Below are 12453 nucleotides of genomic sequence, written 5' to 3' on the forward strand. Positions count from 1 at the left end.
ATGAAGCAACTACATCTCACTCTTTCTTAAATCTATTTTTTTGGGCTGTTTGGACAGTTGACGGGACAAATCGCAGGCGTTGAATATCGCTTATGCGGATAATACGGGTCACATTTTTGGCAAAATTTTTCACGATAATTTGCTGGCTTTGCTGATCGTATTTGATGATGTCACCTGTAAAGCTTGCCTCAGACAAGATAAGGTGAACAGCGGTTTGTTTCTGGATAGCCTCTTCAATAGTGGCTGTAAGGGAGTTGGTTTCAGTATGGTCAGGTTGGTCATGTCCATTTAAAAAGTCATGTATTTTACCTAGAACTTGCTGGAATTTATGTCTCATATTGGCCTCCCTTCTTTTATATCAATATTATATAAAATTTTCCTAAAATCTACAAGATTTTACGAATAATCAAATGAAAGCTAAAAAAGGAGAAGAAAATGGCAGAATTTACATTTGAAATCGAAGAGCACTTGTTGACTCTTTCTGAAAACGAAAAAGGTTGGACCAAGGAAATCAACCGTGTGAGCTTTAATGGTGCCCCTGCAAAGTTTGATATTCGTGCTTGGAGTCCAGATCATACTAAAATGGGCAAAGGGATTACTCTCTCCAATGAAGAATTTCAAACAATGGTGGATGCCTTTAAAGGCAACTAAGTTTTCAAAATAAAAGAAAGGGATACCGAGTCATGACAACTCGATATCCTTTTTTAGTTAGCAAAGTAAGCCTGATTTTTAAGGCGTTGAAGTAGGGGACGGCTAATAAAACTAATAGCCAGAAGTTTACCAAGGTCTGGAATGATAAAGGGAATGACCCCCACAACAAGAGCTTTTTCAAATGCCATTCCAGCTAGGAAATGCAAGCTGAGAATCCCGCCGACAAAGACAAGGGCATCACCCAAGAGGTTTGCAAGAAAAATCTTGACAACACCACTCTTGCTGTTGGTTAGAGAGGAAGTCAGTCCAGAGTAAACGAGATAAAACCAAAGATAGCCTGCAGTAGGGCCAACTAAAGCCTGAAAACCAGCTCCACCTCCTGCAAAGACAGGAAGACCGATAGCACCTAGAAGAAGATAAAATCCAACAGAAAGTACAGCCTCTCTCGGTCTAAAGATAGTAGCAATCAAGCCGATTGCAAAGTTTTGCAGAGTGAAGGGAACAGGTCCAATTGGAAGACTGATTTGTGCCAAAACAGCAATGAGAGCAGCCCCAATAGCAGGGATAGCATAAACGTGAGCTTTTTTCAAAATAGCTAACCTCTTTTCTGATATATAGTAACTATTATACTCGTAGAGGAATCATTGTCAACCTATTTTTAAAAACAAGGTAACAAAAATTGTAACAGCCGATTTGATTCACAAGAGAAGTTGGATAATTGTTTTTTATCGATTTGTAAATCGCCTTTATAGATAATCTCATTTTATCAATAAAAAATATACTATAAATACTTGACAAACTAAAATATTAGTATTAAATTAATATTATAAACGCTTACAAATAAATGTGTTCAATTTTAAAATAGAGAATTATTACTGAGTTTTTGTCAAATATTATAATTCAAGGAGAAGTAAAATACAAAAAATTTACTAAGAAGAAGTTCATTTTGCTGGCTACAAGTTTTTTCAGTTTTGGATTTGCTACTACAGCTAGTGTTGGTAGTGAAACTACAGCAATCCCAGTTCTATATCCGATTATTGATTTATGGAAGTATGGTGTAAGTGATAGCTATGGTTATTCGAATTACTTTGTTAGTTCTTCAAATAATATTAGTTCAGAGTCATCAGTAACGAATATTTTGGGAACGTTAAAGTTCACGATAAAAAAGATTATAGATGGACATTTTCAAGCAAAAAATTTGAAATGATGTTCGATTAAATGCACATTGGGGTTATTATAGATTTTAAAAAATAATTTATGAAAACAAGAGACCCAATTATAAAATAGAGTCTTTTGTCATATGGTAATTGCTTATGAAATTAAAATTATGTATCATTGGATTCTTCTTTTGTTTGATTGCTACAATTGGTCTGGTCACTATTAGTGATACCGAAATCCCCATACCTTTACCAATTGATGGTGCTTTTTCTATCCAAGGAAAAAGTAATCTTTCTAATAACGAAATATACGAAATGGTTCGTGACTTATCAAAAACGGAAAAGGTTACCATTTACAAGCCAATCGTTCAGAGTTCGGGTCAGTTGAAGTATGTAAACTTTGATGATGTAAATAATGAACAATTAAAGTCAGCACCAATAGTAGGGATGTATTACACACTTGGGAAAATAGATGTAGACAGTTTGAAACCACTTACGATGACTGGACTACAAACAGTATATATGGCTTATCCTTGGTATATAGGAGGAATATTACAATTTACTGGAACTTTAAGAATACTGTTAATGGGTTCAATTTACTTAACTTTATTAGTTGTTTTATTTGTTGTTAGGACGAGGCAGATCAAAGAAGGAGTGATACGACGTTCTTTGGGCTTGCCTGTATACGACCTTAGAAGAGAGTATGTCATTTCTCTTATTTTTGAACTGATTATGATGGCTTTATTGATGATTTCTTATAGTTCTTTTTTGGGTAATGGTTTCTTCACCTATAGTTCTAAGTTATTTTTCTCTCTGCTTTTAACGAATTTTATACTATTTCAAATCATTGATCTTATTACTTTTGTTTTATTTTGGTTGACGATTCAGATTGAAAAGCCCATTGAAATTATCAAAAACAAGGCGAAAAATAAACTTATTTTTGTAGTATGGCTTGTCATCATTTCGATTATCATCCTTGTCTCAGGAATTTTTTTACAAGAAACAAAGAGTAGTCAATCTAGTATTAACATACAAATACAGAATTTAGTACCATGGGACACAGTAAAAGACTGGAGAAGGATTGAGTTCCTTGGAATTGAAAGTAACTCTGCTAAAAATGGAGAAGTTAGTGATTCAGATGGTCAGTATCTACAGATAGTTGCTGCCTTAAAAAACTTAGATTTTTTATATATAGAACGATCTTCGGCATATGTTCCAGATTTCATGAAAACTTCACATGTTATAGAAAATTTTTCTAAACAATTAGAAAATGACGGGATAACGAATCCAGAAATAAATAAAGAGTTAATTTATATTAATCAAACAGGTGCTAACCTACAAAATAAAGTGAATGGGACAAACTATCATCTTTTAGATAATAAGATAGCAACCATCTATATTCCTGAGAAGTGGAAAGAAAACCAGAAATCTATTGAGAATACAGTTGTAGCAGAACAATTTATTGGAACACACTATACAAAGGAACAGCTTGCAGTACAAATAATTCCTGATGGGGAAAAAATTTTTTATTTCAATGAGGATGCTGATATCGATCATAAAAATAAAGATATTTTACCGCTGGCAAATGTAGCAGATAGCAAAGATAATATAGTTGTTGTGTTAGATACGGACAAAATGATGGAAAATAATAAGTTTTCTTTGGCTAGTAACATACTATATAAATCTCTTTTTAGTCCTGAAGCGGTAAAAAAAATAAATGAGATGACTGTCCCGTTGAATTTCTCAATGAATCCAGTAGATGTTTACCAAATTGTGAAATTAAAGATCCAATCCTTAGAGCACCAAATTTTACTTTCACAAATCTTGCAGAAGATAATTTACAGTATTGTCTTTATACTCATTTATCAATATGTCCAACTTTTTATTACTCTAAAACAGAATGAATATGTGAAAAAAATCATTTTGGGTCTGTCAAAAACATATATAGCAATTTCAAGTCTCAAATATTTTATGATGACTATTACAATGGTTATTCTATTTACATTTCTTATGACAGGGCAAATAGAGTTGCTATATATTGGAGTGGCTTCTCTGCTAGTTTTGATGTTGTCAATCATAATGAGTTTTAGGAAATTATCTGAAAGCTACACTAAAATTTTAAAAGGAGATGAATCATGACAATTGACCTTTTGAACGTTTCAAAGAGTTTCGGCTCAAAGAAGATCTTTACAGACTTAAATTTAATATTTGAATCTGGAAAAAGCTATGCATTGATTGGAGGTTCTGGCTCCGGTAAAAGTACCCTTCTTAATATTATAGGAAGATTAGAAAAAATTGACAGTGGGAATGTTTTAGTTGATAAACAAGATATTTGGAATATAAAAGAAAGAACTTTTTTTAAAAATACTGTTGGATATGTATTTCAGAATTATTCTTTAATAGATAACAAAACAGTATATGATAATCTGAGCCTTATCACTAAAGACAAAAAAACAATAACTGACGTACTTGAAAAAGTAGGACTGTCAAGTGACTATTTACATCAAAAAATATACGAATTGTCTGGTGGGCAGGCTCAACGTGTAGCTATTGCCAGAATGTTAATGAAACCACGTAAAATTATTTTAGCAGATGAGCCCACAGGAGCTTTAGATGGTGAGATTGGAAAAGAAATCATTCGTTTGTTATTAAATGAAAAAGATGAAGACAAATATGTTATAATAGCGACGCATGATCCAGCTGTCTATAACGAAGTTGATGTGATAATTGACATGAAAGATATAGGGTATAATGTATGAAAAAGATAATTTATATTGCTTTGATCTTTGTAGCTGGGTTACTTGCCTTCTTCTTTTTTGGAAAACAAATGATTACAAAAGAAAATATCAATAAGCCAACGGTAGAGTTAACAGTCTATACGCTTTCTTCTAGTGATACAGAAAAATGGAATAAAGTGAGACAAGTAGAAACGGAAGAGGCTATATACTTCATAACTGTGAAAGAAGTAGAGTCTTCTGAAGAAGTATTTTCAAACATCATTGCAAATGGAGCTGCTACGGGGTTCGGAGTTCGTGAAGAAGAAGTGAAGAAATTCAATAATGATTTAGGAGACACTATAGAGGATTCTAAGCATAATAAACTAATTGAAATAGAGTTTTTTACTTTTTCTGATGCTGACGAGGGATTTGTAGTAGCAAACTTTGACTACGGTAAAGAAGAGTTGAATTCTCAGAAAAAAGATATAAAAGAGTTATATAAAAAAATATATGAATCTTTTAAAGAAAAGAATAAATGATTGTATTATAATCCTTGTATTTTGCTATGGTTTGTTAATTGATTTTTGCATATCTTATTTCAACATACTATAAAATAAAACATAAGAAAACGAGTATCTCCAACTACGGAAATACTCGCTTTTTGATATTTAGAAGTGTTTTTTGCTATGCTTCTTTTATTTCGATTAACGCATAGTTACAAATTCTTCAGATGCAGTTGGGTGAATCGCCACAGTTGCATCAAAGTCTGCCTTGGTTGCTCCCATTTTGATAGCAACAGCAAATCCCTGAATCATTTCATCAACGCCGTAGCCAATTCCATGAAGTCCAACAACTTTTTCTTCTGAACCAGCTGTGATCAATTTGAAACGTGTTTCTTGACGGTTGCCAGTGCAAGCAGAGTACATAGAAGTAAAGCTTGATTTGTAAACCTTGATTTGCTCTTGACCGTATTCTTTAATAGCTTGCTCTTCTGTCAAACCAACAGTTCCGATAGCAGGGTGTGAAAAGACAACAGTTGGAATAGTTGTGTAGTCCATTTTTGCAGTTGTTTTTCCGTTAAAGAGACGTTCAGATAGGGTACGCCCAGCCTTGATTGCAACTGGGGTCAGTTCTTTCTCGCCCGTTACATCACCTAGAGCGTAAATTCCTTCAACAACAGTATTTTGATATTCATCCACTTGGATAAAGCCACGTTCGTTCAGAGTTACTCCAGCTTTTTCAAGTTGCAAGCCCTTAACGTTTGGACGGCGACCAGTAGCCCAGATAACTTGGCTAGCTGTGTGACTAGTACCATCTTCGAAATGAATGGTAATGCCTTCAGCAGTTTTTTCTAACTTGGCAGGGACTTTGTGAGTATGAAGTGGCAAGTTTGTTCTTTCCATTTCCTTGACCAGACCTTCAACGATGTAAGAATCAAAACCACGTAAAGGACGATCGCGGCGAACAAAGAGGTCTGTCTTAACACCAAAAGTGTGGAGTACGCCAGCCAATTCAACGGCAATATAACCCGCGCCTAGAATAGCAACTGACTCTGGCAATTCTTCCCAAGCAAATACATCATCAGAAGAGCCACCTAGCTCAGCACCAGGAATATTTGGAATACTTGGATGGGCACCTGTAGCAATCACGATATGTTTAGCACGAATGAGTTCACCATTTACGCTAACAGTATGAGAATCTACAAATTCAGCATGGCCTTCAATCAAGTCTACACCGTTGCGTTTAAAACTGCCATCATAAGAAGAACGAGCGCGATCAATGTAGGCTTCACGATTGCGACGTAGGGTTGCAAAGTCAAAGTTAAGATCAGTAGTCTTAAAGCCGTAGTCTTCTCCAAATTGATGGAAAGTCTCAGCGATTTGTGCTCCGTACCACATGATTTTTTTAGGAACACAGCCGACGTTGACGCAGGTTCCACCTAGTTTCTTTTCCTCAATAACGGCCGCTTTGGCTCCGTGTTCACCAGCACGGTTCATGGTAGCAATTCCTCCGCTACCTCCACCGATAGCAATGATATCGTATTCTCTCATTGAAAACTCCTTTGTACTCTTTTAAATAGTCGAGTGTCTTTTTTTGATAGTCATATTCTATCTTTTTTTTGATTTGATTGCAAAAATCTGCTACGTTCAAAAAATTTAAAGAAAAGGCTTGCAAAAAATAAAAATAAAGTGTATTATATATCTAGTACAATAACTAAACAAAAATTCCGAACAATAATTAAATCCTGAAATGTCATTATTTCGTTCTGAAATGTTATTGTTTCAAATTGATAATTTTTGTATAATATTGTTAAGAACTTTAAATCAAAAAGGAGTTTCATTATGAAAAAGAATGGTAAAGCTAAAAAGTGGCAATTGTATGCAGCAATTGGTGCTGCAAGTGTAGTTGTATTGGGTGCTGGGGGGATTTTACTCTTTAGACAACCTTCTCAGACTGCTGTAAAAGATGAGGCTACTCATCTTGTTGTTGCCAAGGAAGGAAGCGTGGCATCCTCTGTATTATTGTCAGGGACAGTAACAGCAAAAAATGAACAATATGTTTATTTTGATGCTAGTAAGGGAGATTTAGACGAAATCCTTGTTTCTGTGGGCGATAAGGTCAGCGAAGGGCAGGCTCTAGTCAAGTACAGTAGTTCAGAAGCCCAGGCGGCCTATGATTCAGCTAGTCGAGCAGTTGCGAAGGCAGATCGTCATATCAATGAACTCAATCAAGCACGAAATGAAGCCGCTTCAGCTCCGGCTCCTCAAACCTCTGCGCCAGCAGGAGGAGAAGATGCAACGGTGCAAAGCCCAACTTCAGTGGCTGGAAATTCTGTTGCTTCTATTGACGCTCAGTTGGGTGATGCCCGTGATGCTCGTGCAGATGCAGCAGCACAATTAAGTAAGGCTCAAAGTCAGTTAGATGCAATGACGGTTCTCAGTACCCTAGAGGGAACTGTGGTCGAAGTCAACCACAATGTTTCTAAATCTCCAACAGGAGCTAGCCAAGTAGTCGTTCATGTCGTAAGTAATGAAAACTTGCAAGTTAAGGGAGAACTATCTGAATATAACCTCGCCAACCTATCTGTAGGTCAAGAAGTAAGCTTTACTTCTAAAGTGTATCCTGATAAAAAATGGACTGGGAAATTAAGCTATATTTCTGACTATCCTAAAAACAATGGTGAAGTAGCTAGTCCAGCTGCCGCAGCAGGTGGTAATTCTGGTTCTAAATATCCATACACTATTGATGTTACAAGTGAAATCGGTGATTTGAAACAAGGATTCTCAGTAAGTGTTGAGGTCAAAAATAAGAGTAAAGCCATTTTGGTTCCTCTAACAAGTGTTGTGACTGAAAATGATAAGAACTATGTCTGGGTGCTTGACGAGCAGAAAAAGGCCAAGAAAGTGGAAGTTGGTTTGGGTAATGCTGATGCAGACAACCAAGAAATCACTTCAGGTCTGACAAATGGAGTCAAGGTCATCAGTAACCCAACGTCTTCTCTAGAGGAAGGAAAAGAGGTGAAGGCTGATGAAGCAACTAATTAGTCTAAAAAATATCTGCAGAAGTTACCGTAACGGTGACCAAGAACTGCAGGTTCTCAAAAATATCAACCTAGAAGTGAATGAGGGTGAATTTGTTGCCATCATGGGACCATCTGGTTCGGGTAAGTCTACTCTGATGAATACGATTGGCATGTTGGATACACCAAGTAGTGGAGAGTATTATCTTGAAGGCCAAGAAGTGGCTGGACTTGGTGAAAAACAACTAGCCAAGGTCCGCAATCAACAAATCGGTTTTGTTTTTCAGCAGTTCTTTCTTCTATCTAAACTCAATGCTCTGCAAAATGTAGAATTGCCCTTGATTTACGCAGGAGTTTCGGCTTCAAAACGGCGCAAGTTAGCTGAGGAATATCTAGATAAGGTTGAATTGACTGAGCGTAGTCACCATTTACCTTCGGAATTATCTGGTGGTCAAAAGCAACGTGTGGCTATTGCGCGTGCCTTGGTAAACAATCCTTCTATTATCCTAGCAGACGAACCGACAGGAGCCTTGGATACCAAAACAGGTAACCAAATCATGCAACTATTGGTTGACTTGAACAAAGAAGGAAAAACTATTATCATGGTAACGCATGAGCCTGAAATCGCTTCTTATGCTAAACGCCAGATTGTCATTCGAGATGGAGTTATTTCATCTGATAGTGCACAGTTAGAAAAGGAGGAAAACTAAGATGCAGAATCTGAAATTTGCCTTTTCATCTATCATGGCTCATAAGATGCGTTCTTTGCTTACCATGATTGGGATTATTATAGGTGTTTCATCAGTTGTTGTGATTATGGCTCTAGGTGACTCCCTATCTCGTCAACTCAACAAAGATATGACCAAATCTCAGAAGAATATTAGTGTCTTTTTCTCTTCTAAAAAAAGTAAAGATGGGTCTTTTACTCAGAAACAATCAGCTTTTACGGTTTCTGGAAAAGAAGAGGAAGTTCATGTTGAACCACCAAAACCGCAAGAATCTTGGGTCAAGGAGGCAGCCAAACTCAAGGGAGTGGATAATTACTATGTAACCAACTCAACGAACGCCATCTTGACTTATAAAGATAAAAAGGTTGAAAATGCCAATTTGACAGGCGGGAATAGAACCTATATGGAGGCTGTTAACAATGAAATTCTTGCAGGTCGTAGTCTGAGAGAGCAAGATTTCAAAGAGTTTGCAAGTGTCATTTTACTTGATGAAGAATTGTCCATTAGTTTATTTGGCTCTCCTCAAGAGGCTATTAACAAGGTTGTAGAAGTCAATGGATTTAGTTACCGGGTTATTGGGGTTTATACTAGTCCAGAGGCTAAACGTTCAAAAATATATGGTTTTGGTGGCTTGCCCATTACCACAAATACTTCCCTTGCTGCGAATTTTAATGTAGATGAAATAGCTAATATTGTCTTTCGAGTGAATGACACCAGTTTAACTCCAACTCTGGGTCCAGAACTGGCACGAAAAATGACAGAGCTTGCTGGCTTGCAACAGGGAGAATATCAAGTATCAGATGAGTCAGCTGCATTTGCAGAAGTTCAACAAACGTTTAGTTTTATGACGACGATTATTAGTGCCATTGCAGGTATTTCTCTCTTTGTTGGAGGAACTGGTGTTATGAATATCATGCTGGTTTCGGTGACAGAGCGTACCCGTGAAATTGGTCTCCGTAAGGCTTTGGGTGCAACTCGTGCTAATATTTTAATCCAGTTTTTGATTGAATCCATGATTTTGACCTTGTTAGGTGGATTAATTGGCTTGACAATTGCAAGTGGTTTAACTGCCTTAGCAGGTTTGTTACTGCAAGGTTTGATTGCGGGTATAGAAGTGGGAGTATCGATCCCAGTTGCCCTATTTAGTCTTGCAGTTTCAGCTAGCGTGGGTATAGTTTTTGGGGTCTTGCCAGCCAACAAGGCATCGAAACTTGACCCAATCGAAGCCCTTCGTTATGAATAAAATAAACAAGATGGACACTCGTCTATCTTGTTTTTGTATAGATTTCCATATCGAAAATCCTTAAAAATGTGATATAATGAAGTGTTAGAAAAACAGGTTTCATTTGCCTGGAAAGGAAAAATTATGTCTGAAAAGAATTTTTATATTACAACGCCGATTTACTATCCATCTGGTAAGCTTCATATCGGTTCTGCCTACACAACCATTGCTTGTGATGTCCTAGCACGTTATAAACGCCTGATGGGCTACGATGTCTTTTATTTGACAGGTCTTGATGAACATGGTCAAAAGATTCAACAAAAAGCAGAAGAAGCTGGCATTACACCACAAGCCTATGTTGATGGAATGGCAGTTGGAGTTAAAGAACTCTGGCAATTACTAGATATCTCATACGATAAATTTATCCGTACAACGGATGACTACCATGAAAAAGTTGTCGCACAGGTCTTTGAGCGCTTGCTTGCTCAAGATGACATCTATTTGGGTGAATACTCTGGCTGGTATTCAGTATCAGATGAAGAATTCTTTACAGAAAGCCAGCTTGCGGAAGTATTCCGTGATGAAGCTGGAAATGTAACTGGTGGTATTGCTCCATCAGGTCACGAGGTTGAATGGGTATCTGAAGAATCATACTTCCTTCGCCTCAGCAAATACCAAGATCGTTTGGTCGAATTTTTCAAGTCCCATCCTGAATTTATCACTCCAGATGGTCGTCTGAATGAAATGCTTCGCAACTTCATCGAGCCAGGTTTAGAGGATTTGGCAGTTTCTCGTACAACCTTTACATGGGGTGTGCCAGTCCCATCAAATCCTAAGCACGTTGTCTATGTTTGGATTGATGCCCTTCTTAACTATGCGACAGCTCTTGGCTACGGTCAAGACGAACATAGTAACTTTGACAAGTTCTGGAATGGAACAGTCTTCCACATGGTAGGAAAAGACATCCTTCGTTTCCACTCCATCTACTGGCCAATCCTTCTTATGATGTTGGATGTTAAATTACCTGATCGTTTGATTGCCCATGGTTGGTTTGTCATGAAAGATGGTAAAATGTCTAAATCTAAAGGGAATGTCGTTTACCCTGAAATGTTGGTAGAGCGTTATGGACTAGATCCACTTCGTTACTACCTCATGCGCAGTCTTCCAGTTGGTTCAGATGGAACTTTCACTCCTGAAGACTATGTCGGCCGTATCAACTATGAATTGGCTAATGACCTTGGCAACCTCCTCAACCGTACGGTTTCCATGATTAACAAGTATTTTGATGGACAAATTCCAGCCTATGTAGAGGGTGTAACAGAGTTTGACAATGCTCTTGCTCAAGTAGCAGAGCAATCAATCGCTGACTACCATACACACATGGAAGCAGTTGACTACCCACGTGCGCTTGAAGCAGTCTGGACTCTTATCTCTCGTACTAATAAATACATCGACGAGACAGCTCCATGGATCTTGGCTAAGGATGAAGCTCTTCGTGACCAATTGGCAAGTGTTATGAGCCACTTGGCAGCCAGCCTTCGTGTCGTCGCTCACTTGATTGAACCATTTATGATGGAAACTAGTCGTGCGGTTATGACTCAACTTGGCTTAGCAGAAGTTTCTAGTCTTGAAAACTTGAGTTTGGCTGCTTTCCCTGAGGGTGTAACAGTAGTTGCCAAAGGAACACCAATCTTCCCACGCCTGGATATGGAAGAAGAAATCGCCTATATCAAGGAACAAATGGAAGGAAACAAGCCAGCTGTCGAAAAAGAATGGAACCCAGATGAAGTTGAACTCAAACTCAACAAGGATGAAATCAAGTTTGAAGACTTTGACAAGGTCGAAATCCGTGTCGCAGAAGTCAAAGAAGTGTCTAAAGTAGAAGGTTCAGATAAGTTGCTTCAATTCCGCTTGGATGCTGGTGATGGAGAAGATCGTCAAATCCTCTCAGGAATTGCAAAATACTATCCAAATGAACAAGAATTGGTCGGCAAGAAAGTTCAAATCGTTGCCAATCTCAAACCACGTAAAATGATGAAGAAATATGTCAGCCAAGGTATGATCCTATCAGCTGAACATGATGGACAATTAACCCTTCTCACAGTTGATCCAGCTGTACCAAACGGAAGTGTGATTGGGTAAAAATAGACAGGACTAGTTCATGCTAGTTCTGTTTTTTTATTTACACTCAATAAAAATCAAAGAGCAAACTAGGAAACTAGCCGCAGGTTGCTCAAAGCACTGCTTTGAGGTTGTAGATAAGACTGACGAAGTCAGCTCAAAACACTGTTTTGAGGTTGTGGATAGAACTGACGAAGTCAGTAACCATATATCTACGGCAAGGCGAAGCTGACGTGGTTTGAATTTGAGTATAAATTGTCTTTTAGAAAAGGAGCCTATAATGAAAGTCTTTCAGCATGTAAACATCGTGACTTGTGACCAAGATTTCCATGTTCAT

General features: G+C 37.5%; 12 protein-coding genes. 9 read left to right on the forward strand and 3 right to left on the reverse strand.

Annotated elements, in window-relative coordinates:
- Nucleotides 1-16: 16 nt before the first annotated feature.
- The gene (locus tag HT721_RS08515; RefSeq protein WP_173229576.1) at nucleotides 17-337 is read right to left on the reverse strand and encodes a hypothetical protein; all 321 of its coding nucleotides are present in this window, start codon (nucleotides 335-337) and stop codon (nucleotides 17-19) included.
- Between the two features lie 98 nt (nucleotides 338-435).
- On the opposite strand from HT721_RS08515, the gene HT721_RS08520 reads away from it, so the two are divergent.
- Nucleotides 436-651: a YdbC family protein gene (locus HT721_RS08520; protein WP_000807422.1), complete on the forward strand. Its 216-nt coding sequence runs from the start codon at nucleotides 436-438 to the stop codon at nucleotides 649-651.
- A 53-nt stretch (nucleotides 652-704) separates the two neighbouring features.
- Here HT721_RS08520 and HT721_RS08525 read toward each other — a convergent pair whose 3' ends face one another.
- On the reverse strand, nucleotides 705-1241 hold the full coding sequence (locus tag HT721_RS08525) for a biotin transporter BioY (protein WP_173229578.1): 537 nt from the start codon (nucleotides 1239-1241) through the stop codon (nucleotides 705-707).
- Nucleotides 1242-1534: 293 nt separating this feature from the next.
- Between HT721_RS08525 and HT721_RS08530 the strand changes: the two genes are divergently transcribed.
- From HT721_RS08530 to HT721_RS08545, 4 genes are all read left to right on the forward strand, one after another.
- Complete coding sequence (locus HT721_RS08530; RefSeq protein ID WP_240149617.1) at nucleotides 1535-1858, forward strand: hypothetical protein; 324 nt, start codon at nucleotides 1535-1537, stop codon at nucleotides 1856-1858.
- A 106-nt stretch (nucleotides 1859-1964) separates the two neighbouring features.
- Entirely contained in the window at nucleotides 1965-3947 is a 1983-nt protein-coding gene (locus tag HT721_RS08535) for an ABC transporter permease (RefSeq protein ID WP_173229580.1), read from the forward strand.
- On the forward strand, nucleotides 3944-4567 hold the full coding sequence (locus HT721_RS08540) for an ATP-binding cassette domain-containing protein (protein WP_173217624.1): 624 nt from the start codon (nucleotides 3944-3946) through the stop codon (nucleotides 4565-4567). The genes HT721_RS08535 and HT721_RS08540 overlap by 4 nt, the downstream gene beginning before the upstream one ends.
- Complete coding sequence (locus HT721_RS08545; RefSeq protein ID WP_173229581.1) at nucleotides 4564-5064, forward strand: hypothetical protein; 501 nt, start codon at nucleotides 4564-4566, stop codon at nucleotides 5062-5064. Before HT721_RS08540 ends, HT721_RS08545 begins: the two co-directional genes overlap by 4 nt.
- 165 nt (nucleotides 5065-5229) lie before the next feature.
- Here HT721_RS08545 and gor read toward each other — a convergent pair whose 3' ends face one another.
- Nucleotides 5230-6576 carry a glutathione-disulfide reductase gene (gene gor / locus HT721_RS08550; protein WP_173229583.1) on the reverse strand — a complete coding sequence of 449 codons (1347 nt, stop codon included), beginning with the start codon at nucleotides 6574-6576 and terminating at the stop codon, nucleotides 5230-5232.
- 288 nt (nucleotides 6577-6864) lie between these two features.
- Between gor and HT721_RS08555 the strand changes: the two genes are divergently transcribed.
- The 4 genes from HT721_RS08555 (at nucleotide 6865) to metG (ending at nucleotide 12137) form a co-directional block, all read left to right on the forward strand.
- On the forward strand, nucleotides 6865-8070 hold the full coding sequence (locus HT721_RS08555) for an efflux RND transporter periplasmic adaptor subunit (protein ID WP_173229587.1): 1206 nt from the start codon (nucleotides 6865-6867) through the stop codon (nucleotides 8068-8070).
- Nucleotides 8054-8755, forward strand: a complete 702-nt coding sequence (locus HT721_RS08560; protein WP_173213720.1) for an ABC transporter ATP-binding protein — start codon at nucleotides 8054-8056, stop codon at nucleotides 8753-8755. Before HT721_RS08555 ends, HT721_RS08560 begins: the two co-directional genes overlap by 17 nt.
- A 1-nt stretch (nucleotide 8756) precedes the next feature.
- Nucleotides 8757-10016, forward strand: coding sequence for an ABC transporter permease (locus HT721_RS08565; RefSeq protein WP_173213718.1), 1260 nt, complete (start codon nucleotides 8757-8759; stop codon nucleotides 10014-10016).
- A gap of 123 nt (nucleotides 10017-10139) precedes the next feature.
- Nucleotides 10140-12137, forward strand: coding sequence for a methionine--tRNA ligase (gene metG, locus HT721_RS08570; RefSeq protein ID WP_173213716.1), 1998 nt, complete (start codon nucleotides 10140-10142; stop codon nucleotides 12135-12137).
- Nucleotides 12138-12453: the final 316 nt, after the last annotated feature.

The organism is Streptococcus sp. 4094, from assembly GCF_013277125.1.
In the GTDB taxonomy this organism is placed as follows: domain Bacteria; phylum Bacillota; class Bacilli; order Lactobacillales; family Streptococcaceae; genus Streptococcus.

What these genes read in the sequence shown, in the direction of transcription:
- HT721_RS08560 (WP_173213720.1), top strand. Translation starts at nt 8,054, where the DNA reads ATGAAGCAACTAATTAGTCTAAAAAATATCTGCAGAAGTTACCGTAAC.
- HT721_RS08535 (WP_173229580.1), top strand. Translation starts at nt 1,965, where the DNA reads ATGAAATTAAAATTATGTATCATTGGATTCTTCTTTTGTTTGATTGCT.
- HT721_RS08565 (WP_173213718.1), top strand. Translation starts at nt 8,757, where the DNA reads ATGCAGAATCTGAAATTTGCCTTTTCATCTATCATGGCTCATAAGATG.
- HT721_RS08515 (WP_173229576.1), bottom strand. Translation starts at nt 337, where the DNA reads ATGAGACATAAATTCCAGCAAGTTCTAGGTAAAATACATGACTTTTTA.
- HT721_RS08545 (WP_173229581.1), top strand. Translation starts at nt 4,564, where the DNA reads ATGAAAAAGATAATTTATATTGCTTTGATCTTTGTAGCTGGGTTACTT.
- HT721_RS08520 (WP_000807422.1), top strand. Translation starts at nt 436, where the DNA reads ATGGCAGAATTTACATTTGAAATCGAAGAGCACTTGTTGACTCTTTCT.
- metG (WP_173213716.1), top strand. Translation starts at nt 10,140, where the DNA reads ATGTCTGAAAAGAATTTTTATATTACAACGCCGATTTACTATCCATCT.
- HT721_RS08540 (WP_173217624.1), top strand. Translation starts at nt 3,944, where the DNA reads ATGACAATTGACCTTTTGAACGTTTCAAAGAGTTTCGGCTCAAAGAAG.
- gor (WP_173229583.1), bottom strand. Translation starts at nt 6,576, where the DNA reads ATGAGAGAATACGATATCATTGCTATCGGTGGAGGTAGCGGAGGAATT.